The sequence below is a fragment of the uncultured Wocania sp. genome, assembly GCF_964021735.1.
In the GTDB taxonomy this organism is placed as follows: Bacteria; Bacteroidota; Bacteroidia; order Flavobacteriales; family Flavobacteriaceae; genus Wocania_A.
This window is the reverse complement of sequence record NZ_CAXIBN010000032.1, coordinates 1-23,367: the sequence shown is the minus strand read 5'-3', so window position 1 is coordinate 23,367 and position 23,367 is coordinate 1. Positions and strand designations below refer to the sequence as shown.

23 protein-coding genes are annotated in these 23,367 nt (G+C 31.8%); 13 read left to right on the top strand and 10 right to left on the bottom strand.

Going from position 1 to position 23,367, the window contains the following annotated elements; all coding sequences use genetic code 11:
• The 3 genes from AADI82_RS04605 to rpsU form a co-directional block, all read left to right on the top strand.
• Window positions 1-1,887 (top strand): AsmA-like C-terminal region-containing protein (locus AADI82_RS04605; RefSeq protein ID WP_341215284.1); only part of this gene is annotated, 1,887 nt, incomplete at its 5' end.
• A gap of 159 nt (window positions 1,888-2,046) precedes the next feature.
• Entirely contained in the window at window positions 2,047-2,910 is an 864-nt protein-coding gene (locus tag AADI82_RS04600; protein ID WP_341215283.1) for an RNA polymerase sigma factor RpoD/SigA, read from the top strand.
• A 30-nt stretch (window positions 2,911-2,940) separates the two neighbouring features.
• A complete protein-coding gene (gene rpsU, locus AADI82_RS04595) occupies window positions 2,941-3,135 on the top strand; it encodes a 30S ribosomal protein S21 (protein ID WP_341215282.1) in 195 nt (64 codons plus the stop codon).
• Window positions 3,136-3,190: 55 nt separating this feature from the next.
• Here rpsU and AADI82_RS04590 read toward each other — a convergent pair whose 3' ends face one another.
• Window positions 3,191-3,985 (bottom strand): DUF2797 domain-containing protein, encoded by a 795-nt coding sequence (locus tag AADI82_RS04590; protein WP_341215281.1) that lies wholly within the window; start codon window positions 3,983-3,985, stop codon window positions 3,191-3,193.
• A 42-nt stretch (window positions 3,986-4,027) separates the two neighbouring features.
• Here AADI82_RS04590 and AADI82_RS04585 point away from each other — a divergent pair, with 42 nt between their 5' ends.
• Window positions 4,028-5,542 carry a GH3 auxin-responsive promoter family protein gene (locus AADI82_RS04585; protein WP_341215280.1) on the top strand — a complete coding sequence of 505 codons (1,515 nt, stop codon included), beginning with the start codon at window positions 4,028-4,030 and terminating at the stop codon, window positions 5,540-5,542.
• Window positions 5,543-5,675: 133 nt separating this feature from the next.
• Entirely contained in the window at window positions 5,676-7,301 is a 1,626-nt protein-coding gene (locus AADI82_RS04580) for an OmpA family protein (protein WP_341215279.1), read from the top strand.
• Between the two features lie 291 nt (window positions 7,302-7,592).
• Here AADI82_RS04580 and clpX read toward each other — a convergent pair whose 3' ends face one another.
• The 6 genes from clpX to AADI82_RS04550 form a co-directional block, all read right to left on the bottom strand.
• A complete protein-coding gene (gene clpX, locus AADI82_RS04575; protein ID WP_341215278.1) occupies window positions 7,593-8,825 on the bottom strand; it encodes an ATP-dependent Clp protease ATP-binding subunit ClpX in 1,233 nt (410 codons plus the stop codon).
• A 74-nt stretch (window positions 8,826-8,899) separates the two neighbouring features.
• Window positions 8,900-9,574: an ATP-dependent Clp endopeptidase proteolytic subunit ClpP gene (gene clpP, locus AADI82_RS04570; RefSeq protein ID WP_341215277.1), complete on the bottom strand. Its 675-nt coding sequence runs from the start codon at window positions 9,572-9,574 to the stop codon at window positions 8,900-8,902.
• Between the two features lie 146 nt (window positions 9,575-9,720).
• Window positions 9,721-11,049: a trigger factor gene (gene tig, locus AADI82_RS04565; protein ID WP_341215276.1), complete on the bottom strand. Its 1,329-nt coding sequence runs from the start codon at window positions 11,047-11,049 to the stop codon at window positions 9,721-9,723.
• A 93-nt stretch (window positions 11,050-11,142) separates the two neighbouring features.
• Window positions 11,143-11,490 (bottom strand): phage holin family protein, encoded by a 348-nt coding sequence (locus AADI82_RS04560; RefSeq protein WP_341215275.1) that lies wholly within the window; start codon window positions 11,488-11,490, stop codon window positions 11,143-11,145.
• 21 nt (window positions 11,491-11,511) lie between these two features.
• Window positions 11,512-12,288: an alpha/beta fold hydrolase gene (locus tag AADI82_RS04555; RefSeq protein ID WP_341215274.1), complete on the bottom strand. Its 777-nt coding sequence runs from the start codon at window positions 12,286-12,288 to the stop codon at window positions 11,512-11,514.
• 42 nt (window positions 12,289-12,330) lie between these two features.
• On the bottom strand, window positions 12,331-13,044 hold the full coding sequence (locus AADI82_RS04550) for a pyridoxine 5'-phosphate synthase (protein WP_341215273.1): 714 nt from the start codon (window positions 13,042-13,044) through the stop codon (window positions 12,331-12,333).
• Window positions 13,045-13,295: 251 nt separating this feature from the next.
• On the opposite strand from AADI82_RS04550, the gene AADI82_RS04545 reads away from it, so the two are divergent.
• The 8 genes from AADI82_RS04545 (at window position 13,296) to murI (ending at window position 21,461) form a co-directional block, all read left to right on the top strand.
• The gene (locus tag AADI82_RS04545) at window positions 13,296-13,955 is read left to right on the top strand and encodes an acetoin utilization protein acuB (RefSeq protein WP_341215272.1); all 660 of its coding nucleotides are present in this window, start codon (window positions 13,296-13,298) and stop codon (window positions 13,953-13,955) included.
• Window positions 13,956-13,958: 3 nt separating this feature from the next.
• Window positions 13,959-14,843 (top strand): NAD kinase, encoded by an 885-nt coding sequence (locus AADI82_RS04540; protein ID WP_341215271.1) that lies wholly within the window; start codon window positions 13,959-13,961, stop codon window positions 14,841-14,843.
• A 99-nt stretch (window positions 14,844-14,942) separates the two neighbouring features.
• Window positions 14,943-15,632 carry a DUF6089 family protein gene (locus tag AADI82_RS04535; protein ID WP_341215270.1) on the top strand — a complete coding sequence of 230 codons (690 nt, stop codon included), beginning with the start codon at window positions 14,943-14,945 and terminating at the stop codon, window positions 15,630-15,632.
• A gap of 1 nt (window position 15,633) precedes the next feature.
• Entirely contained in the window at window positions 15,634-16,374 is a 741-nt protein-coding gene (locus AADI82_RS04530) for an isoprenyl transferase (protein WP_341215269.1), read from the top strand.
• Window positions 16,346-18,964: an outer membrane protein assembly factor BamA gene (gene bamA / locus AADI82_RS04525; protein ID WP_341215268.1), complete on the top strand. Its 2,619-nt coding sequence runs from the start codon at window positions 16,346-16,348 to the stop codon at window positions 18,962-18,964. The genes AADI82_RS04530 and bamA overlap by 29 nt, the downstream gene beginning before the upstream one ends.
• A 112-nt stretch (window positions 18,965-19,076) precedes the next feature.
• Window positions 19,077-20,057, top strand: a complete 981-nt coding sequence (locus AADI82_RS04520; RefSeq protein ID WP_341215267.1) for an OmpH family outer membrane protein — start codon at window positions 19,077-19,079, stop codon at window positions 20,055-20,057.
• Window positions 20,058-20,092: 35 nt separating this feature from the next.
• On the top strand, window positions 20,093-20,599 hold the full coding sequence (locus AADI82_RS04515) for an OmpH family outer membrane protein (protein ID WP_341215266.1): 507 nt from the start codon (window positions 20,093-20,095) through the stop codon (window positions 20,597-20,599).
• Between the two features lie 82 nt (window positions 20,600-20,681).
• Window positions 20,682-21,461: a glutamate racemase gene (gene murI / locus AADI82_RS04510; protein ID WP_341215265.1), complete on the top strand. Its 780-nt coding sequence runs from the start codon at window positions 20,682-20,684 to the stop codon at window positions 21,459-21,461.
• Between the two features lie 148 nt (window positions 21,462-21,609).
• On the opposite strand, the gene AADI82_RS04505 is transcribed toward murI, so the two are convergent.
• The 3 genes from AADI82_RS04505 to AADI82_RS04495 form a co-directional block, all read right to left on the bottom strand.
• Window positions 21,610-22,125: a gamma carbonic anhydrase family protein gene (locus AADI82_RS04505; RefSeq protein ID WP_341215264.1), complete on the bottom strand. Its 516-nt coding sequence runs from the start codon at window positions 22,123-22,125 to the stop codon at window positions 21,610-21,612.
• Between the two features lie 88 nt (window positions 22,126-22,213).
• Window positions 22,214-22,948 carry a LytTR family DNA-binding domain-containing protein gene (locus AADI82_RS04500; RefSeq protein WP_341215263.1) on the bottom strand — a complete coding sequence of 245 codons (735 nt, stop codon included), beginning with the start codon at window positions 22,946-22,948 and terminating at the stop codon, window positions 22,214-22,216.
• A 3-nt stretch (window positions 22,949-22,951) separates the two neighbouring features.
• Window positions 22,952-23,308 (bottom strand): hypothetical protein, encoded by a 357-nt coding sequence (locus tag AADI82_RS04495; protein ID WP_341215262.1) that lies wholly within the window; start codon window positions 23,306-23,308, stop codon window positions 22,952-22,954.
• Window positions 23,309-23,367 lie beyond the last annotated feature (59 nt).

Genomic DNA, 23,367 nt, shown 5'->3' with positions numbered 1-23,367 from the left:
ACTTTTAAAAACCCAGAATCTGATTTTAAAAATTTCTTAGCTGTTATTCCTAAAGCCTATTCTAAAGATATCGATGACGTGCAAACTACTGGCGATTTTAAAGTAAATGGTATTATAAAAGGATTGTCCTCTGATAAAACAATTCCTAATTTAGACATCAATATTACATCAAATAATGCCTCGTTTAAATATCCAGACTTACCAAAACGTGTTAGTAACATTTCCATAAACACCTCTATAAAAAACACCACAGGCAATGCAGACGACACGTTTATAGATATTGAAAAATTAAATTTTAAAATTGATGATGATGTTTTTAAATCGTCGGCTACCTTAAAGAACATCACAAAAAACATGTTGGTAAACGCCAATATCGATGGAGTTTTAAATTTATCAAACATCACAAAAGTGTATCCTATTAAATTAGAAAGCGCACTAAGCGGTATTTTAAAAGGAAAAATTAATACGGCTTTTGACATGAAAGCTATTGAAACCAATGCCTACGAACGTATTAAAAATAACGGCTCTGCAAGTATTACAGATTTTGTGTTTTCATCCGAAGATATTGTAAACCCTATCCATATCTCAAAAGCAGACATGACGTTTAATCCAGGAACAGTATCGTTAAATAATTTTATAGCAAAAACTGGTGATAGCGATTTAAATGCCACCGGAACCATTAAAAATTTATTAGGTTTTTTATTGAGTGACAACAAGTTGCAAGGGAATTTTAATGTAAATTCTAACATATTTAAAGTGAGCGACTTCATGTCTGAAGATGAAGAATCATCTGAAAACAAAACTACAAGTGACACTGAATCATTAAAAATTCCTGCGTTTTTAGATTGCACCATTAATGCCGATGCCAAAACCGTAGTTTATGATAACTTAAACTTAAAAGATGTAAAGGGCGTACTGCTAATAAAAGACCAACAAGTTACGCTAAAAAATATGACCTCTAATATATTTGACGGTGCGTTATCAATAGCTGGCGATGTTTCAACAAAAAATGACACACCTACTTTTAATTTGAATTTAGGCGCCAACGGATTTGATATTGCAAAATCATTTAAAGATCTAGAATTACTTCAAAACTTAGCCCCTATTGCAAAATTACTCGCAGGAAAGTTAAATACTAACATTAGTCTTTCCGGAAATTTAGATAAAGAGTTCTCTCCAGACTTAAATAGTGTTTCTGGTAACGCTTTCGCGGAATTATTAGCAACTAGAATTGAAACAAATCAAAGTGAATTAATAAACAAGCTTGGAGGTGCTTTAAATTTTATAGATTTTAAGAAACTCGATTTAAAAGATTTAAAAACCAAACTAGAATTTGCTAACGGTACAGTAAGTGTAAAACCTTTTCAGTTAAAATATGAGGATATTGTTATTAATATTTCTGGATCGCATGGCTTTGATAAGACATTAAGCTACAGCGCTATTTTTAATGTACCAGCTAAATATTTAGGCAGCGAGGTTAATCAATTAATAGGTAAAATTAATACTGAAGAAGCTAAAAATATTTCTATACCAATTACCGCAAACATTGCTGGCACTTATACAAGTCCATCAGTAAAAACCGATTTAACAAGTGGTATTAGCAATTTAACAAAACAGCTTATTGAAATTGAAAAACAAAAACTACTAAACCAAGGTAAAGACAAAGTTAAAGATTTAATTAGCGATGTTATAGGCAGTAATAAAACTAAAACAGACTCACTAAAAAAAGAACAAAATAGTACAGTTAAAGATGTTTTAGGGGGTATTATTGGAGACAAAAAAGCTCAAACTGACACAACCAAAACTAACTCAACAAAAGATGCTGTTAAAAATGTACTCGGTGGACTATTAAGCAAAAACAAAAAAGAACAAGACACTCTAAATTAAAACTCAGAAATAAGTCAAAAACGACTAAAACTCTTAAAAACACACAAATTTTAATCAATTTCTTTTTCTTTTTTTAATAAAAACGATAAAAAATTAGGATTTTCAAATTAATAGGTTATGTTATAGAAAGTATAAACTTTTTAAACTTTCTGATAATATATGAGGCAATTAAAAATTACGAAACAAGTTACCAACCGAGAATCAAAATCACTAGACAAATACCTTCAAGACATTAGTAAAATTCCTCTTATAACCGCCGAAGAAGAGGTTGAATTGGCACAAAAAATACGCCAAGGCGACCAAAAAGCTCTAGACACACTCACAACTGCTAACTTACGTTTTGTAGTTTCAGTCTCAAAACAATATCAAAATCAAGGTTTATCTTTGCCCGATTTAATTAACGAAGGCAATGCAGGATTGGTTAAAGCTGCTAAACGTTTTGATGAAACTAGAGGTTTTAAATTTATATCTTATGCTGTTTGGTGGATTAGGCAAGCAATTTTATCTGCCTTAGCAGAACAATCTCGAATAGTTAGATTACCTTTGAACAAAATTGGTTCTATAAATAAAATAAACAAAGCCTATTCATTTTTAGAGCAAGAACATGAAAGAGCACCTAGTGCTGAAGAAATTGCAAAAAATCTGGATCTTTCACTCAATGATGTGAAACAATCTATGAAAATTTCTGGCAGACATGTTTCTATGGACGCTCCTTTAAAAGAAGGCGAAACATTTAGTTTATACGATGTCGTAAAATCAAATGAATCACCTAGACCAGATAATGATTTAATGAAAGATTCTTTAAATATAGAGTTAAACAGGGCATTAAATACATTATCTGAAAAAGAGGCAGAAGTAATACGAAATTATTATGGCATAAGTAAAAAGCACCCTATGAGCCTTCAAGAAATAGGCGTATCGTTTGGCTTAACACGAGAACGGGTAAGACAAATAAAAGAAAAAGGTATTCGCAGATTGCGTCATACCTCTAAAAACAAAGTACTAAAAACGTATTTAGGATAATCCTAAAACAAAAACAATTAAAAAAATTATATGTTAAAAATTATTGTTAAAGACGGTGAAAACATAGAACGTGCCTTAAAACGTTATAAAAGAAAGCACAGAAATATTAAAGTCATGCAAAATTTAAGAGAAAATCAGTTTTTCACAAAACCATCTGTTAAAAGACGTCGTGAAATTCAAAAAGCAGAATATATTCAAAATATTAGAGACAATGAAGATATTTAGTACTCTCTGAAACATACAATATACAACCCATTTACAATAACCTGTAAGTGGGTTTTTAATTTATACTGATATTAATCACTAACCCTTCGTTTGCACGAACATTAAAAACAGTATCATCTTCAAAAATTAAATATTGCCCCTTTATCCCAACTAGTTTTCCAGAATACTGTTGCTGCTTAATAATATTTAAGCTTTTAGGCTTTTTAGGATATTTATAAACAGGAAACTCTAAGTTGGTTTCATTATTATTTTCGATAAAATAATCTAAGGCTTCATCTGGAATATATTGTTTCAATCGCTCACGCCATTCTACTAAGTTTTCATCTTCAATCTCATTTTTAAGCATTTTTCGCCAATTGGTTTTATCAGCCACATAATCTTTTAAAGCTACTTCAGTTATTCCTGCTAAATACCTATTTGGCACTTCAACAATTTCAATAGCTTCGTGCGCACCTTGATCTATCCAACGTGTTGGCACTTGTTGTTTCCTAGTTACTCCAACTTTAACATTACTTGAATTTGCTAAATACACAATATGTGGTTGTAACTGTACTCTTTTTTCAAACTCTAAATCGCGATCTTCTTTACCTAAATGCGCCGTACTTAATTCGGGACGCATAATCCAATCTGCAGCCTGTGGCACTTCAAAAAAACACTGTTTATCAAATCCTTGTCTGTAAATGGGCTTATCCAATCCGCAGTTTAAACATTGATACTTAACAAATTGAATATTAATTGTTTTATTCAATAACTGATTCATATTCAAAAAATCATTTTCAAACACCAAATAGTATTGAATAGGTTGTGAAAACTCAGTTTCCATTTTTGTTAAAACGCCTTGGTAGTTCATAAAAAAAAACCTTATTTTTAAGAACTTAAAGATAAAATAAATATGCCAATTCCTTTAGTAAATTCTATTGCTTCTTGGTTTTTAAAAAAACGATTTCATCAAATCGATTTATTTTTAAAATACCCTAACGAAGTACAAAACGAGCTGCTTTTAAGTCTTTTAGATTTTGCTAAAAATACTGAGTTTGGCAAAACATATGATTTTGCCTCGATAAAAGATTATAAAACTTTTGCAGAACGTATTCCTATAAATAATTATGATGTTTGGCAGGACGATATTGAGCGCGCTAGAAGTGGTGAAAACAATATTTTTTGGCCAACACCTATAAAATGGTTTGCTAAATCTAGCGGTACTACTCGTGCTAAAAGCAAATTTATTCCTGTGAGTCCTGAATCTTTAGAAGATTGCCATTACGCTGCTAGCAAAGATTTACTTTGTATGTATTTAAACAACAATGAAGACTCGCAATTATTTACTGGAAAAAGTCTACGTTTAGGTGGCAGTAAAGAATTGTATAAAGAAAACGGAACAATTTACGGAGATTTATCGGCTATTTTAATTGATAACATGCCTTTTTGGGCAGAATTTAGTAGTACACCAAGCAGCAAAGTATCATTAATGAGTGATTGGGAGTATAAAATGCAAGCCATTGTAGATGAAACAATAAACGAGAATGTGACGAGTTTAGCAGGCGTTCCATCTTGGATGCTAGTATTATTAAACAATGTTTTAGAAACCACAGGCAAACAAAGTTTACTTGATGTTTGGCCTAACCTAGAAGTATATTTTCATGGTGGCGTTAGTTTTACACCTTATGCTGATCAGTACAAAAAAATATTACCGAAAAACAATTTCAAATACTACGAAATTTATAATGCTTCGGAAGGTTTTTTTGCAATTCAAGATCAAAACAATTCAAGTGAATTATTATTAATGCTCGATTATGGTATTTTTTATGAGTTTATTCCCATGGACATTTATGCCTCTTCCCAAGAAAAAGCCATCCCATTAAGCGAAGTAAAACTCAATCAAAATTATGCGGTTATCATTACCACTAACGCAGGTTTATGGCGTTACAAAATTGGAGATACCGTTAGGTTTACTTCCTTAAATCCGTATAGAATAAAAATCTCTGGAAGAACAAAACACCATATCAATGTTTTTGGCGAAGAATTAATTATTGAAAATGCAGAGGATGCTTTAAAAAAAGTGTGTAAACGCACAAAAGCCGAAATTGTAGATTATACTGCGGCACCAATTTTTATGAAAGACAAAGAAAAAGGTGCCCATGAATGGCTTATTGAATTTAAAACACCTCCTAAAGACCTTAGTTATTTTAATGAATTATTCGACAATGCTTTAAAAGCTTTAAACTCAGATTATGAAGCAAAACGTTATAATAACCTAACGCTTAATAAACCCAAAATACATATTGCCCGAGAGCGACTATTTTATGATTGGCTAAAACAAAACAATAAATTAGGTGGGCAACATAAAATACCTAGACTCTCGAACACTAGAGACTATATGGATGATCTTTTAAACTTAAATTCTTAAACTTCACCTTACAAAAGGTGCTGAAAAACAATTACTTAACGAATTAAACTGCGATTGGTCTAGTAAATTTCATTTTGTCTTGAGGTTAATACTATTTTTAAAAACTAATTAATCATTAATCCCTCTCACAAAAATGAAAACTAACATTTTAGTTATTATTTGTCTTATCTCAAATTTTATATTTAGCCAAGGTCCTTCAAATCTTATTGCAGAAAATATTAATACAACAAAGTCTTCTTTATCATATACTAATAATTCTGTTTCTTCAAACGAAATAGGAACCAATGGTTTTGAGTTTGAAGTTTTGGATGCTGGTGTAAACACTAAATATTCAGAAATTGGTACTGGTTTTTTTAGAAATAAACTGATTATGGTATCGTCTAAAAAACTTGGTGGTCTTGCAAAGATTGATTTCAATACAAACGAAGCGTACAAAGAATTGTTTTGTTTAGACATTAGTGAAAATGGTGCATTAAGTAGACCCTTATTATTTTCAAGAATATTAAACACTAATGATAGTGAAGATCAACTTACATTTTCTCCAGACCAAAAAACCGTTTATTTTACAAGAAGCAGTAGAGATAACTCGCTAGAATATAAATTATACAAAGCCACCCTTGAAGAAGATTCCCATGGAAATTGGATAAATGAGGAGTTCTTAAATATTAATAAAACCAATGTTTCTATTGAAACTCCTTTTTTAAATAGAACTGGAGATAAGTTATATTTTTCGTCAAATATGCCAGGGTCAATTGGAGGTTATGACATTTATGTTTCTAATGTTAATGCAGATGGAACATTAGATACTCCTAAAAATTTAGGGCATTCAATAAACACAACTTCTGATGAAAAATACCCATCATTATCTATCGACGGTAAGTACTTGTATTTTTCTTCAAAAGGACATCAAAATTTAGGAGGTTATGATTTGTTTGTGAGTCGTATTTTAAGTGATAAATACAAAGCACCTAGAAATTTAGGAAATACAATTAATACTAGTTACGATGAAGTAGCCTATTTTTTAGCTACAAAAAACAAAGGTTATGTATCATCAAACAAACCAAATGGTAAAGGTAGTTTTGATATTTATACTGCGGTTAATGATGAAATTGTTCAATCTATCGAAGGAAAAGCTATTGATTTAGTTACTAAAATTAAACTTCCTAATACGCTCATTATTCTTAAAGATGAAGACAATAATGAAATAGCAAGACAGATGACTGACAAATCTGGAGCTTTTAGTTTTGATAATGTTGTTCCTTTTGAATTGTATACACTAAGTACTCAAAAAGATGGTTTTATAGATGATGATTTTGAATTTTTAGCGAATAGAAATTTTGACACCACATATAATAAAGATTTAGAATTAAATACTACCGAACCTGTAATTGCTGAAGTTGATAATGAATTGAGAATTGTATTAGAAAATATTTATTTCGATTTTGCTAAATATAGTATTAAAGAAGAATCTACTATTTCCTTAAATAAAATTTTAAAAGTGCTTAATGATAACCCTAGCATTAATCTGGCAATTAACGCACATACTGATATTATAGGAAATGATGCCTATAACTTAAAACTATCTAACAAAAGAGCTGCGTCTGCTGTAAAGTATTTAATTAAAAATGGTATTGATAAAAGCAGATTGTCATCAAAAGGTTTCGGAGAAACAAAACCACTGATTGATTGCAAAACAAACTCTTGTACAGATGAAGAGCATCAATCAAACCGACGTATTGAATTTGTTATTTTAGACTAAAAAAAATGCTATCCGATTAAATGCAGGCTAAAAAAGTGTTTAAACGAGTATTTCGTCTAATCATCTAAAAGCTTAAAAAACACTTTGTGAGCTTTATAATTAAGTATACTTTTAAAAAATATTAATTGTTAAACGACATAAGTACAACAAACCATTTTTAATACCCTCATTAAAAAAGTTGCTACTTTCTGATAAAAAATTATCCATAGTGTCTATTATTAATTAACATCCATAAATAAAAAACCACGCTAAATTAGCGTGGTTTTTTTATATTTTAAATTAATCTTAAAACTACGAAACTGCTTTAAGCTTCTTTATTGTAGTTTTAGTTAATTTTCCTTCAGCATACATTTTAGTAACGTTAAGTTTCTTTTCGTCGCTACTTGGTAATTCGAACATAGCATCGGTTAATATTTCTTCACATAAAGAACGCAATCCTCTAGCTCCGAGTTTATATTCAATTGCTTTTCCTACTATAAAATCAAGAGCTCCATCTGTTATTGTAAACTCAATTTTATCCATAGCAAACAACTTCTTGTATTGTTTGATGATTGCATTTTTAGGCTCTGTTAAAATAGCACGTAAAGTTTTTGCATCTAACGGATCCATATATGTTAAAACAGGAAGACGACCAATAATTTCTGGAATTAATCCGAAATCTTTTAAATCTTTAGGAATAATATATTGTAATAAATGGTTTTGGTCGACTACATCGTCAGACATTGAAGCACTATAACCAACAGCTTGCATGTTTAGTCGTTTAGAAATAACACGATCAATACCATCAAAAGCTCCACCAGCTATAAATAAAATGTTTTCTGTATTAACTTCAATAAACTTTTGGTCTGGATGCTTACGCCCACCTTTTGGTGGTACGTTAACAACGGTTCCTTCTAAAAGTTTTAATAAAGCTTGTTGTACACCTTCACCCGAAACATCCCGAGTAATAGATGGGTTATCGCTTTTACGAGCAATTTTATCAATTTCATCAATAAAAACAATCCCTTTTTCTGCTTTCTCTAAACTATAATCGGCAGCTTGTAATAATCGTGTTAAAATACTTTCTACATCTTCACCAACATAACCCGCTTCGGTTAAAACTGTAGCATCCACAATAGCTAAAGGCACATTAAGCATTCTTGCAACTGTTTTTGCCATTAATGTTTTACCTGTACCTGTTTGACCAACCATAATGATATTCGATTTTTGAATTTCGATATCGTCATTTGTTGGTGGTTGCAATAACCTCTTATAGTGATTATAAACAGCAACAGACATTACTTTTTTAGTCATGTCTTGCCCTATTATATATTCGTCTAAAAATTCTTTAATTTGCTGAGGCTTTCTAAGCTTCAACTCAGCAGATAAGTCATTGCTATCTGTTTGCTTAGATTCTTCTATTACAATACCATGCGCTTGCTCTATACAACGATCGCATATATGTGCATCTAATCCAGCTATTAATAAATTCGTTTCAGGCTTTTTACGCCCACAAAACGAACATTCTAATTCTTCCTTTGCCATTAATCTTTATATTTAAGAAGATGAGAATATTATAAACCCCTCTATAACAATTTGATAAAATTACAAAAATTTATTTAATTGCGAGCTAATATCTCGTCTATCATACCATACTCCTTAGCTTTATCGGCTTTCATCCAATAATCTCTATCACTATCATTATACACTTTGTCGTAATCTTGACCCGAATGCTTACTAATGATTTTGTAAAGTTCTTCCTTTAAAATCAGTATTTCTCTAGCTGTGATTTCTATATCGCTAGCTTGACCTTGTGCGCCACCTAAAGGTTGATGAATCATAACACGCGAGTGTGTTAATCCACTACGTTTTCCTTTTGTGCCAGCACATAATAGCACTGCGCCCATTGATGCTGCCATTCCTGTACAAATAGTTGCCACATCTGGCTTTATAAACTGCATAGTATCATAAATACCCAATCCTGCATAAACACTTCCTCCTGGAGAGTTGATATAAATCTGTATATCTTTTGAGGCATCTGTACTCTCAAGAAACAATAATTGTGCTTGAATAATATTAGCTACCTGATCATTTATAGCAGTTCCTAAAAAAATGATTCTGTCCATCATTAAACGAGAAAACACATCGAAAATAGCGATGTTCATTTGGCGTTCTTCAATAATATTTGGTGTAAGATTTGTTGGATACATACTACTAATGATTTTATTGTAATATGTACTGCTAATTCCTTGATCTTTTATCGCGAATTTTTCAAACTCTTTTGCGTAATCCATAATTAATTTAACTAATTTAATTTAACTAAACACTTGATATGCATCAAGATAAGTTAAAATCTGTTTTTATTAGATTGTTTTGTTGAATAAAAAGGCACTTAAATCTATAGATTTAAGTGCCTAAATATAAGGAATTATTCTTTGATTTATTTGTCTCCGTATACTTCTTTAACAAACTTTTCGTAACTTAATTCTTTTACTTTTATGTTTGCTTTTTCTTTGTAAAGCGATAATAGTTTTTGGCTTACTAGTTGCTCTGAAATACGACGTGCCTCATCTTGGTTTGATAATACACGGGCAGCAATATCGTCTAGTTCTTTATCTGAAGGATTCATTTGACCAAATTGAGCCATTTGTCCTTTAATCATCTCACGAGCATGCCCTTTAATATCGTCCATAGTTACTTGAACATTATTCTCTTCAATTAACTTACCTTCAATTAATTGGTAGCGTAAACTTTTTTCAGACTTTTCGTATTCTTCTTTAGCTTGATCTAAGTCCATTTCTTGTTCTCCAGCAGTTTGCATCCACTTTGTTAAAAATTCTGCTGGTAAATCAAATTTTGTGTTTTCAACTAAATACTCAGTTACATCATTTAAAAGCTTTTGATCTGCTTGTTGTACAAATTGCTTCTCAGCATCTTCCTTTATTTTTGCTTTTAATTCTGTTACAGATGTTACCTCTCCTTTTCCAAAAAGCTTATCAAATAATTCTTGATCTAAATCTGCTAACTCTCGCTTATTAATTTCTGTAATTGTAAAAGACACTTCTATATCTAAACCATGAACATCATCATGACTTAATTTTAGTGCATGCATTAAATCGTGGTCATCTTCAAAAAGTCCTTTTGTTTTTAAAACAATAACATCACCAGCTTTTGCACCAACAAATTGTTTAGCAGTTGCTTTTCCTTTAAATTTATCTAAAGTTAAGGTTACAGTGTTATCAATCTCTTTTTCTTCGTTAGTATAAGTTCCTGTAATTTCGCTGTCTTTTTCAACAATATCTTGAGACACTAATTTTCCGTATTGTTTTTGAATACGCTCAATTTGCTCGTCAATCATTTTGTCATCAGCAACAATATTGTATTGCGTAATGGCTTTTTTGCTTTTTAGGTTAACCTCAAATTCTGGTGCTAAACCCAATTCGAATTCAAAAGAAAAACCTTCAGCATCCCAATCAATATCATCTTGTTTTTTTGGTAATGGTTGTCCTAAAACATCTAACTTTTCTTCAGTTAAATATTTATTTAATGCATCTTGTAAAAGTTTATTTACCTCATCAACTAAAACCGCTTTTCCGTATTGTTTTTTAACCATTCCCATTGGCACATGTCCTTTTCTAAACCCAGGAATGTTTGCAGTTTTACGATAATCTGTTAAGATTTTCTCAACTTTATCGCTATAATCTTCTTTAGCGATATCTACTTTTACTACCGCATTTAATGCATCAACGTTTTCTCTTGTAATATTCATGTTTTAAACTATAATTTAGTATAACTAAAATTGGGATGCAAAAATAGTATATTTTTGCATCCCAACAAAGTTTTTAATTAGCTGAATTTCAGACTATTTTTTATCTTCTTTTAAGAGCGAATGCAGGATAGATTGCAATACCGAAAGTAGGATGCTAAATAATACCGCAATCCAGATACTACTTACTGAAAAGCCATCAATTAATTTATCGGCTAATAAAATTATTAAGGCATTAATTATTAGCAAAAATAAGCCTAATGTAACAATGGTTATTGGCAGTGTTAAAATAACTAAAATGGGTTTTACAAATAGGTTTAATACAGATAATACTACGGCAACAATAATGGCGGTTACATAACTATCTACATTAACACCAGATAGAAAATGTGCAATTATAAATACCGCAACAGCATTTAATAGGAGTTTGATTATGAGTTTCATGATTTTAAAATTTTATTAAAATTACAAAATAAATTGCATTACAGCCTCAAAAAAATCTTTAGGATTTTCGGCATGCAACCAATGTCCCGAATTTGCAATGGTAACTATTTTTGCCTTCGGGAAGTGGTTTGTAATTAACCTTTCATCGTCAACACCAATATATTCTGATCGATCACCACGTAAAAACAAAGTGTCTTTTTCAAACCTTGAATAGCTTGGTAATGCTTCGCCAACTTCGGCTACCTCTTCTTTTAAAACTTCTAAATTTACTCGTAATGCTAGTCTTCCTTTTTCAATCCAATACAAATTTTTAAGTAAAAATTGACGGATGCCAAAATCTGAGACATAATCGCTTAAAGCTTTATCGGCTTCGCTCCTGCTTTTTATAACATCAAAATTTAAAACACTCAATCCTTCTAAAATAGCGTCGTGGTGAATGGGATAAAATCGCGGTGAAATATCGGCAACCAATAACTTAGATACTAATTCTGGATATTGCGTTGCAAATACCATGGCTGTTTTTCCGCCCATGGAATGCCCGAGCAAGAAAATATTTTTAAGCTGATGTGTATCGCAATAGTGTTTTAAATCTTCGGCAAGAATTTCGTAATTAAACGTTTTGCTCCAAAAGCTTCGTCCATGATTTCGCTGATCGACCAAATGCACCTCGAAACCTTGTTCGCTTAGGTTTTTACCATGGCTTTTCCAATTATCACTCATACCTAAAAAGCCATGTAAAATGATAAATGGTCTTCCTTCGCCTATAATGTTTGAATGTAAAATATCTTCTTTTGCCACGAATTCACAAATATTTATTATTATTTACTACAAACTGCCAATTTACTTCAATTTACGTAAATACATTTGAATCACATTTTCGACACCCAAATATAAACTTTCAGAAATAAGCGCATGCCCAATTGAAACTTCTAATAGTTCTGGAATGTTTTCTTTAAAAAATTGAATATTATCTAACGATAAATCATGCCCAGCATTAATACCTAAACCTAAACTATTTGCTAATTCAGCACATGCAGTATATGGCTTTATAGCATCTTTATTTCCTAAATTGTATTGATGTGCAAAAGCTTCGGTATATAATTCAATTCTATCTGTTCCTGTTTTTTTAGCACCCTCTATTTGTTCTAAAATGGGGTCGACAAAAATAGATGTTCTTATATTATTGTTTTGAAATTGAGCAATTACATCAACCAAAAAGTCTTTATGTTTTATGGTATCCCAACCTGCATTACTCGTTATCGCATCAACAGCATCGGGCACCAAAGTAACTTGTGTTGGCTTAACTTCTAAAACCAATTTTACAAAAGAATCTATTGGGTTGCCTTCAATATTGTATTCGGTATAAACTTCTGGTTTTAAATCACGAGCATCTTGATAACGAATATGGCGTTCATCTGGTCTTGGATGAATCGTTACACCTTCTGCACCAAAACGTTGCACATCTTTAGCAAATTGCACCACATTTGGCACATCACCACCTCTGGAGTTTCTCAAAGTTGCTATTTTATTAATATTTACACTTAACTTTGTCATACATAACTTTTAAATAATAGAATTAATTCGAGCTTTTCGTCATTAGCTAAAAATTCTTCTTTTAAATTTATACTTTATCTTTTTCTCACTTCGTAACTATGCTATGAAGTTCAAAAAAGTTTTCATCTAAATTCGAAAGCTAAAATTTTCGCTTCAATGTAAAAACCCAAATTAATTCTGCAAAAATACAAAGTAGAACACCCTTATATACTATTTTTTTGATTAATTTGCATCTATATTAAATTGAAACAATGAGGCTTTCTGAATTCATTATAAACGATATAAAACCTTTAAATAATAGTAGCAAAATAAGCGATTTGCAATTATTATTTAATCAATTAACCTATTCTCATATTCCAGTTAAAGATGAAAATGACACCTATCTAGGAAGCTTTTCTGAAACCGATGCACACTGTTTTGAAAGCAATAAATTATTAAGCGAATACGCCTACGCGCTTGAAGATTTTTACGTTAGAGACACCACCATTTGGCTAGATGTATTAGAGGCTTTTGCAAAAAACTCAGCTAATATAATACCTGTTTTAGATGCTAGAAATGTATATTTAGGATATTATGAATTAAACGATGTTATTAGTCTTTTTAATGAAACCCCTTTCTTTTTTGAAGCTGGTGGTATTTTAGTTATTGAAAAAGGTTTGCTAGATTATTCTTTTAGCGAAATAAGCCAAATTATTGAATCGAACAACGGAAAACTTTTAGGCGCTTTTGTTTCTAAAATTAAAAATGATGTGGTGCAAATAACCTTGAAAATTGGCAATTCTAGCCTTAATGATATTATTCAAACTTTCCGCAGATACAGTTATAATATTGTTTCTGGACATGAAGAGGATAGTTACAACGAAAGCCTTAAAGAGCGATCAGATTATTTGAGAAAATATTTAAACATATAAGCTATGAAGGTTGCTGTTTTTGGACGATTTTATAATGAGCGTACAACCATTTCTGTTGAAACACTTTTTAACTATTTAATAAAAAAAGATATTGATGCTTATATAGAAACAGAATTTTTTAACCTTATAAAAAATAATGAGCAGAATAAAAAAGATTACACCTCATTTAAAACATTTGATACTTTAGACACTTCTTTCGATTTACTTGTTAGTGTTGGTGGCGATGGCACTATTTTAAGAGCCATAACTTTTGTACAAGATTCAGGCATTCCGATAATAGGAATTAACACAGGTAGATTAGGATTTTTAGCAACTATCCAAGTTGATGGTATTGAAAGTGCTATACAAGATATTATTGATGGTAAATTCAAAATATCTGAACGCAGTTTACTTGCCATCGAAACCTCTCCAGAAAACAATAATATAACATCGCTTAATTTTGCCTTAAACGAAATAACAGTAAGCAGAAAAAATACAACCTCAATGATTACGGTTGAAACCCATTTAGATAACGAATATTTAACATCATATTGGAGTGATGGCTTAATTATTTCAACACCAACAGGTTCTACTGGGTATTCTTTAAGTTGTGGTGGACCCGTTATAACACCTGGAACTAATAGCTTTGTATTAACACCTATTGCACCACATAATTTAAGTGCTCGCCCACTGGTAGTTCCGGATACCACGGAAATACAACTCAGAGTAAATGGTAGAGAAGAGCAACATTTAGTATCACTCGATTCAAGAATTGCTACGTTAGACAATGGCACTCTAATAAAAATTAAAAAGGCACCATTTAAAATTAAAATGATAGACCTATTAAATGAAAGCTTTTTAACCACACTCCGTAAAAAACTACTCTGGGGCGAAGACAAGCGTAATTAGGCAATATTTCAAAAGAAAATCTGTTTTACACTAATACTATTTAGCTCAAATTATATTAGGCTAATCTTATTTATTATATTTGCAAACTTTTGAATATTTATGAAGCATTTAACAGTACTGATATTAAGCATTTTAAGCTTTCAATTAAGCCATTCACAAATTAATGAAATAGGTGTTTTTGTTGGGGGCAGTAATTTTATTGGAGATGTTGGTGCTACTAACTACATATCACCAGATAGTCCCACTTTGGGCTTAATATACAAATGGAATGCAAGCCCAAGGCATTCATGGAGAGCATCGTTAATATATTCTGACTTGAAAGCCAATGATATAGATTCAGACGACCCAAGACGTATTCAAAGAGGTTATAATTTTGATTCAAATTTATTAGAAGTTTCAGCTGGTATAGAATTTACTTTCTTTGATTTCAATTTACACACTGGCGAAAAAGTTGCAACACCATATATATATACAGGTATAAGTGTTGCAAAGCACGATAATCATTATTTTTTTAATGGTGTTCAAACCTCTGAAAACAATTCTAGTTGGGCGTACGGTATACCAATGGCTTTAGGCTTAAAGGCAAACTTGTTAGGCAATATTGTTATGGGTATTGAAGTTGGTGCACGCTACACATTTTCGGATGAAATTGATGGAAGTATTCCTAATAATATAGCAAATCAGCAGTTCCGATTTGGTAATATAAATAATAACGATTGGTATGTGTTTTCGGGCTTAACACTAACCTACACTTTTGGTTTAAACCCCTGCTATTGTCCTTCAAATTAAAATGAATTTAAAAGAAAACATACAAACTAAAACGTTACCAAAGCATATTGCCATTATTATGGATGGTAACGGACGATGGGCAAAACAAAAAGGTATGTTGCGAGTTTTTGGTCATGAAAATGGCACAAAATCAGTTCGCGAAACGGTTGAAGCTTCAGCAGAACTTGGTATAGAAAATTTAACACTTTATGCATTTTCTACCGAAAATTGGAACCGACCAAAACTAGAAGTTCAAACGCTAATGAAGCTTTTAGTGTCCTCGTTAAAAAAGGAAATAAAAACACTTCAAGACAATAATATTAAACTTGCCGCTATTGGTAATTTACAAACACTTCCAAAAAAAGTTTATAAAGAACTGCATGAAGTTATAGAAAGCACAAAAAGTAATAATAGAATGACTTTAACGCTGGCTTTAAGCTATGGCTCTAGGGAAGAAATCCTAAATACTGTTAAAGAGATTAGCATTAAAGTTAAAAATAATATAATTTCGCCCGAAAAAATTGATGAATCGATTATTAATGAGCATCTTTACACGCAAAATTTGCCAGATGTGGATTTGCTTATAAGAACTAGTGGCGAACAACGTATAAGCAATTTTTTATTATGGCAAATTGCTTATGCAGAATTGTACTTTACTAGTACGCTTTGGCCAGATTTTACAAAGCAACATTTGTACGAAGCTATTATTGAATATCAAAAAAGAGAACGACGATTTGGGAAAACAAGTGAACAACTTAGCTAATATTTTATCTTTGACAACTTTAAAACACTGTTTATTAGTAATAATAACCTTATGCAGTTTTAATATTCAAGCACAAGAATTACCATATAGTAATGGTAAAAAATATACTTTAGGAGGCATTACAGTTTCTGGAAACACCAGTTTTAGCGAGCAAACTATTGTAACTTATTCTGGGTTAAGAAAAGGCAAGGAAATGACTATTCCTGGAGAAGACATTAGTACTGCCATAAAAAAGCTTTGGAACTCAAAACTATTTAACGATATAGAAATTTACATCACTAAAATTGAAGGTGATGTAGCTTATTTAGAAATTAGATTATCTGATTTACCACAACTTAACGAGCTGAAAATTAACGGTGTTAAAAAAGGCAAAAAAGAGGGTATCATTAAAGATGCTGGTTTAGATAAAGGCACAAAAGTAACCGAAAATCTTATTACAAATACCAAAAACTTCTTAACTAAAAAATATAAAAAAGAAGGTTACTACAATTCTAAAATACTTATCAATACTATTGATGTAAAAGACTCTATAGAAACTGCTAGAGTTAATATGGTAGTAAATATAGATAAAGGTGAAAAAGTTAAGGTTAAAGATATTGTTATTAATGGGAACACTATTTTAAGCGATAAAAAGCTTAGAAAAGCCATGAAAAACACAAAAAAGATAAACCGCCTGCGTATATTAAAGCGTTCAAAATTTGTTGATTCTGCTTATCAAGAAGACTTATCTAAAATAATTGATAAATACAAAGAAAATGGTTATAGAGATGCTCGTATTTTATCAGACAGCTTAATTGTTAACGACGATAAAAAAACAGTATCACTTCATATAAATGTTAATGAAGGAGAACAATATACTTTTGGGGATATTACTTTTATTGGTAACACCGTTTATAGCAATGAGTTTTTAAGCAGATATTTACGCATAAATAAAGGCGACACTTATAATGGTATAGAATTACAAGAACGTATTGCAGACAACTCTAAACCTGACGCATACGATTTAACGAACCTTTATCAAAACAATGGCTATCTATTCTCTACTATAAACCCTGTTGAAGTTAACGCCGACGACAATGTTATTGATATAGAGATTAGAATATCTGAAGGAAAACCAGCATACTTCAATAAAATATCGGTTGTTGGAAACGATAAAACTAACGACCATGTTATTTACAGAATGTTACGCACACGCCCTGGGCAATTATATAGCAAAGAAAATGTAGTGCGCTCGGTTAGAGAATTAGGTCAGTTAGGCTTTTTTGATGCTCAAGAAATCTCACCAAACTTTAACAATCCAAACCCTAACGAAGGCACTATAGACATAGAATATGCTGTTAAAGAAACAGGATCTAGTCAAATAGAATTACAAGGTGGCTACGGTGGTGGCGGATTTATTGGAACACTAGGGCTTTCTTTTAATAACTTTTCTATAAAAGACATCTTTAAAAAAGAAGCTTACAAACCCATCCCAATGGGCGACGGACAAAAGCTAGCTTTACGATTACAAGCCAGTCGTTTTTACCAAACCTATAGTTTTTCATTTTCAGAGCCTTGGTTGGGTGGTAAAAAACCAGTACAATTTTCAACATCCTTATCGCACACAAAACAATTTTTATACAATCCTGTAACAAGAAATGCTGATAAAACCAGACGCTTTAATATCACTGGGATTACTGTAGGTTTAGCAAAACGTTTAACTGTTCCAGATGATTATTTTACATTATCGCAAGCTATAAGTTATCAACGCTATGATTTAAATAATTACAATACTGGATTATTCACTTTTGGTAATGGCTATTCTAACAACTTATCTTATACAGTTGGTCTAAGCAGAAACAATACCAGAATAGACCCTATTTACCCAACGGGTGGTTCAAGTTTCTCCGCAACTGCAAAACTCTCTATTCCTTATTCATTATTTAATAATGTAGATTATAAAACGCTTAAAGGTGAACGTGACGATTTAGAAGTTATTATTGGTGACGGTACAAATACAGTTGAAGAAAGAACTGAAGCTTCAGATAGAGTTGGAGAAATAGATCAAGAACGCTACAAGTGGCTAGAGTTTTATAAAATAAACTTTAAAGCCGATTGGTACGCAGAACTCATACCAAACAGTGATCTCGTTTTAAAACCAAGTGCAGAATTCGGTTTTTTAGGTGCTTATAATAATGATAGAGGTGTTATTCCTTTCGAACGTTTCTTTGTTGGTGGCGATGGTTTAGGTAGCTATAGTTTAGATGGCAGAGAATCTATTGCACTTCGTGGCTATCCAAACCAATCTTTATCAGATCAAGATGGCGGCACCATTTACAACAAGTTTTCATTAGAGCTTCGTTACCCAATTACATTAAAAGCATCAGCTAAAATATATGCATTAGGCTTTGTAGAAGGTGGTGCATCTTATAATAGTTTTAGAGATTACAACCCATTTAGCATTAAACGATCTGCTGGTTTAGGTATTCGTATTTTTATGCCTGCATTTGGTTTATTAGGTATCGATTTTGGTCATGGATTTGATGCATTACCAGGCCAAACTGTAAAAAATGGTTGGGAGACTCACTTTATAATTGGACAACAGTTTTAATTTTTGGCACGATATTTTCTAATAACAATTCGATGATTTGAACAAGAATTGAAATTTTTCAGATTAAAATTCGTTAATTTTGAAAATACAATTCGAAAAGATGAATAATCACATGAAATCAAAAGTTCTTTTTTTACTGACAGTAGTTTTCACATTAAGCCTTTCGCTACATGCGCAACGTGGTGTAAGAATTGGTTACATAGACACAGAGTATATTTTAGAAAATGTTCCAGAATATCAAGAAGCTATCTCGCAATTAGATGATAAGGCTCAAAAATGGAACACAGAGATTCAAGCTAAATTAAGTGCTGTTGAACAAAAACGCAAAGACTTAAGTAACGAAAAAGCACTTTTAACAAAAGAGCTTATTGATGAGCGTGAAGAAGATTTAACTTTTGAAGAACAAGAAATATTAGATTACCAACAAAAACGTTTTGGGCCAAATGGCGATTTAATGATTCAGAAAAAACAGTTAATGCAACCTATACAGGATCAAATTTTTGCTGCGGTACAAGATTTGGCTGGAAGCAGAAAGTACGATTTTATATTTGATAAATCTGCCGATGTTGTGATGTTGTATTCAGCAAAGCAATTCGATTTAAGCGATCAGATATTAAAAAGCATAAAAAGGGCATCAAAACGAAAACAAGTACAAACTAAAGCTGAACGAAAAGCCGCCGAAGACGAAGAAGTAGTTCCAGAAGTTAATTTAGAATTAGAAGAACGTGAAAAAGCATTAGAAGAAAAGAAGGCAGCTCGTGAAAGTGCAGTTGAAAAAGCAAGACAAGAAAAATTAGCAGCTCGCGAAGCTAAAGTAAAAGCAGCAGCAGAAAGACGTCAGAAAATACTAGATGATCGTGCAAAAGCTAAACAAGATAAGTTAGATGCAAAAAACAAAACAACAGAAACTGAAACAGGTAAATCTGCTGATTTAAAAACAACGAGCGAAACCAAAACAAAAGCACAACTTATAGAAGAAAACAGACAAAAGAAACTAAAAGACAGAGAAGCTAGAAAAAAAGCTTTAGACGATAAAAAGAAAAAAATATTAGAAGAACGCCAAAAGGCAAAAGACAGTATAAACAACAATTAACAAAACAATTTATAACACATTAATACTATTTAAAAATGAAACAATTTAAAACTATTTTATTAGCAACGGCATTATGCATAGGAACTGTTAGTTTTACACAAGCCCAAAATAAAGTTGCCCATATAAATACGCAAGAATTAATAAGTGCTATGCCAGAAATGAAAGCAGCACAAACACAACTTGAAACCTTAGGTAAAACATATCAAACAGATATTCAAAATATGGCTACTGAGTTTCAAACTAAAGTAAAGCAATACGATGCTGAAGCTTCTACAAAAACTCAAGAAGAGAATACTAAAAGAGCTCAAGAAGTACAAACTATGGAGCAAAATATTCGTCAATTTCAAGGGCAAGCACAACAAGATTTACAAGCTAAAGAATTAGAGCTTTTAAAACCTATAACCGAAAAAGCTAAAACAGCTATTTTAAAAGTAGCCAGAGCTCAAGGTTTTGAATACGTTTTAGATTCTGCACAAGGAGTAATGATTATGTCTGATGGTAAAAACTTACTGGATGATGTAAAAAAGGAATTAGGTATTTAAACATTCTACTTTATTAAAAATAATTTAAAAGCTACCTTAAACAAGGTAGCTTTTTTATTTTTATTACCTAAATTTATGGCTTATGAGTAAACTTCCTATTGGTATTTTCGATTCTGGTGTTGGCGGCACGTCTATATGGAAAGAAATCCATAGCCTTTTACCTAACGAAAACACGATTTATTTAGCTGATAGCGCCAATGCGCCTTATGGCCCGAAAGGAAAAGAAGCCATTATTAAACTTAGTATAAAAAACACTGAATATTTATTAAGTAAAGATTGTAAACTTATTGTAGTAGCATGCAACACCGCAACTACCAATGCCATTGATTTTTTACGTAAAACTTATAGTGTACCTTTTATTGGTATTGAACCTGCTATTAAACCAGCTGCGTTACAAACCAAAACCAATGCCATTGGTATTTTAGCTACTAAAGGGACTTTAAGCAGTGCCCTATTCTCCAAAACCTCCGGGTTATTTGCCAATAATATTAATGTTATTGAACAAGTTGGTGAAGGTATTGTACAGCTTATTGAAAGCGGGAAACTGCATTCTGATGAGATGATAGTGCTACTAAAGTTGTATTTAAAACCCATGCTTGACGCCAATATTGATTATTTGGTTTTAGGTTGTACGCATTACCCCTATTTAATGCCTTTACTTATTGATTTATTGCCGAGTAATGTTAAGATTATAGATTCTGGAGAAGCTGTGGCGCGACAAACTAAAGCTATTTTAGGACAATATGATTTACTGAATACTGAAACAGTACATTCTAAAAATGAGCTTTTCACTAATGGAAACCCTGTTGTGATGCAATCGCTTTTAGATGGAAAATTTAATGTGGATTATCTGGATTTTTAATTGAAGTTTTACTTTGCGTTAGTGATTGAGGCATTTTTTGGAGCTCGCCGACGTAGGAGGAAGCGACTGCCGAAAGCGCGACCCTTGTGGTAACGCCCGACTCCTCGATACTATTCCGATAAAAAAATCATAATCACTCGAAGTGACATTACTCTTTAAACCAACCTGAATATTTTATATAATTGTTTGCGATACGGTCTATTTCGCCCGAAATGAGTTCTTCGCTAATATCCTTGACTTTTTTTGCTGGAACACCAGCGTAAATACTGCCGGCTTCTACTCTTGTGTTTTGTGTTACAACTGCACCAGCTGCTATAATACTGTTGCTTTCTACAATGCAATCGTCCATAATAATGCTGCCCATACCCACCAAAACATTGTCGTGAATGGTGCATCCGTGCACGATGGCATTGTGACCAATGGACACGTTATTACCAATAGTTGTGGGTGATTTTTGATAGGTGGCGTGTATAACCGCCCCATCTTGTACATTGACTTTATTGCCCATTTTTATGTAATGCACATCGCCACGAATTACAGCGCTAAACCAAACGCTACATTGGTTTCCCATGACCACATCACCCACTATTGTGGCATTTTCTGCTATGTAACAATCATTTGGTATTTGTGGTGATTTACCGTTTACTGGTTTTATTATTGGCATCTACTATTGTTTATTTGTTGATTCGTTTAGTTGTTTAGTTGTGTCTCAAATTTATGAGATTCCTGCCTTCGCAAGAATGACAAAAAGGTTACTTGAAATACGATAACAAAGCTGATTTTTTTGATGCCGACACTATAATTTCTTTTCCGTTGCTAAGTATTACGCTGCCGCCTTTGCCTTTCATATATTTTACAACTTCGTTTACATTGACCAAATACGATTTGTGTACACGAGCAAAACTAGTATCCTTTAAAATATTCTCAAAATATTTTAGTGTTTTACTTACTACTTTTTTTTTGTTGGTGTTTAAGTAGATTTCGGTGTAATTATCGTCGGCTTTACAATACAAAATATCGGCTGTGTTTATAACCTCGAAACCATTTTGCTGTGGAATCGTGATTTTACCGTTAACCGTATTCGTTTTAGGAACTAATACTTGGTTTTGAAGTGCGTCTTCTTTTGTTTTTATTTCGGTTACATAATCAACTGCTTTTATAAGCTCGTCGATTGAAATAGGTTTCATTAAATAATAGGATGCGTGGGCATTTAAAGCGTCTATAGCGTAATGATTATATGCGGTAACAAATACGGTTTCGAAATTCACATCGCCTACTTTATCAAGTAAATCGAAAGCATTGCCATAGGGCATTTCTACATCGAGGAATACCAGATCTAAATCGTTGTTTCTAATTAATACTAAGGCTTCTTCAACGTTTGCTGCTTCGCCTAAAACCGTTACGTTTGGGCAGTATTTTTTTAGATAATTCTTTAGAATTTCTCTGCTGGTTTCTTCGTCTTCGACTATGATTGCTGTTAGTTTCATGTTTTATGATTTATTTAAGCAATTATTTGTTAAAACAACAACAGCAAAAGACCAATTCTTGTTTGCATAAAGAGCTATTAATTTTGATTGATCAATTTTATCTATACTCAATATATCGAATTGTTTTTCATCAATTACAAACTTAATTGAATCATTTAATATTACTTCTCCATCAACAATCCATAATATATTAGTCAAATCTTCATTATCCATTTCAAGATAATTCTTAAAATCATTAAAATTATTAATCTCTAAAATTTCTTTATTTTCTGTTAATTTTAAGCACCTTCTTCTTTCTTTAAATACACTACAAGAGATGACTAAAAAAATCAATAAAACTAAAAATGCTCTTGATTTCATAGTCAATCCTTTTTAAGCGTTACAATTACTTTAGTTCCTTTGTCTTCTTTATTTTGAAA

Excerpts from the sequence above, each read along its gene's own strand:
- AADI82_RS04600 (WP_341215283.1), top strand. The coding sequence starts at position 2,047 with ATGAGGCAATTAAAAATTACGAAACAAGTTACCAACCGAGAATCAAAA.
- rpsU (WP_341215282.1), top strand. The coding sequence starts at position 2,941 with ATGTTAAAAATTATTGTTAAAGACGGTGAAAACATAGAACGTGCCTTA.
- AADI82_RS04590 (WP_341215281.1), bottom strand. The coding sequence starts at position 3,985 with ATGAACTACCAAGGCGTTTTAACAAAAATGGAAACTGAGTTTTCACAA.
- AADI82_RS04585 (WP_341215280.1), top strand. The coding sequence starts at position 4,028 with ATGCCAATTCCTTTAGTAAATTCTATTGCTTCTTGGTTTTTAAAAAAA.
- AADI82_RS04580 (WP_341215279.1), top strand. The coding sequence starts at position 5,676 with ATGAAAACTAACATTTTAGTTATTATTTGTCTTATCTCAAATTTTATA.
- clpX (WP_341215278.1), bottom strand. The coding sequence starts at position 8,825 with ATGGCAAAGGAAGAATTAGAATGTTCGTTTTGTGGGCGTAAAAAGCCT.
- clpP (WP_341215277.1), bottom strand. The coding sequence starts at position 9,574 with ATGGATTACGCAAAAGAGTTTGAAAAATTCGCGATAAAAGATCAAGGA.
- tig (WP_341215276.1), bottom strand. The coding sequence starts at position 11,049 with ATGAATATTACAAGAGAAAACGTTGATGCATTAAATGCGGTAGTAAAA.
- AADI82_RS04560 (WP_341215275.1), bottom strand. The coding sequence starts at position 11,490 with ATGAAACTCATAATCAAACTCCTATTAAATGCTGTTGCGGTATTTATA.
- AADI82_RS04550 (WP_341215273.1), bottom strand. The coding sequence starts at position 13,044 with ATGACAAAGTTAAGTGTAAATATTAATAAAATAGCAACTTTGAGAAAC.
- AADI82_RS04545 (WP_341215272.1), top strand. The coding sequence starts at position 13,296 with ATGAGGCTTTCTGAATTCATTATAAACGATATAAAACCTTTAAATAAT.
- AADI82_RS04540 (WP_341215271.1), top strand. The coding sequence starts at position 13,959 with ATGAAGGTTGCTGTTTTTGGACGATTTTATAATGAGCGTACAACCATT.
- AADI82_RS04535 (WP_341215270.1), top strand. The coding sequence starts at position 14,943 with ATGAAGCATTTAACAGTACTGATATTAAGCATTTTAAGCTTTCAATTA.
- AADI82_RS04530 (WP_341215269.1), top strand. The coding sequence starts at position 15,634 with ATGAATTTAAAAGAAAACATACAAACTAAAACGTTACCAAAGCATATT.
- AADI82_RS04520 (WP_341215267.1), top strand. The coding sequence starts at position 19,077 with ATGAAATCAAAAGTTCTTTTTTTACTGACAGTAGTTTTCACATTAAGC.
- AADI82_RS04515 (WP_341215266.1), top strand. The coding sequence starts at position 20,093 with ATGAAACAATTTAAAACTATTTTATTAGCAACGGCATTATGCATAGGA.
- murI (WP_341215265.1), top strand. The coding sequence starts at position 20,682 with ATGAGTAAACTTCCTATTGGTATTTTCGATTCTGGTGTTGGCGGCACG.
- AADI82_RS04505 (WP_341215264.1), bottom strand. The coding sequence starts at position 22,125 with ATGCCAATAATAAAACCAGTAAACGGTAAATCACCACAAATACCAAAT.
- AADI82_RS04500 (WP_341215263.1), bottom strand. The coding sequence starts at position 22,948 with ATGAAACTAACAGCAATCATAGTCGAAGACGAAGAAACCAGCAGAGAA.
- AADI82_RS04495 (WP_341215262.1), bottom strand. The coding sequence starts at position 23,308 with ATGAAATCAAGAGCATTTTTAGTTTTATTGATTTTTTTAGTCATCTCT.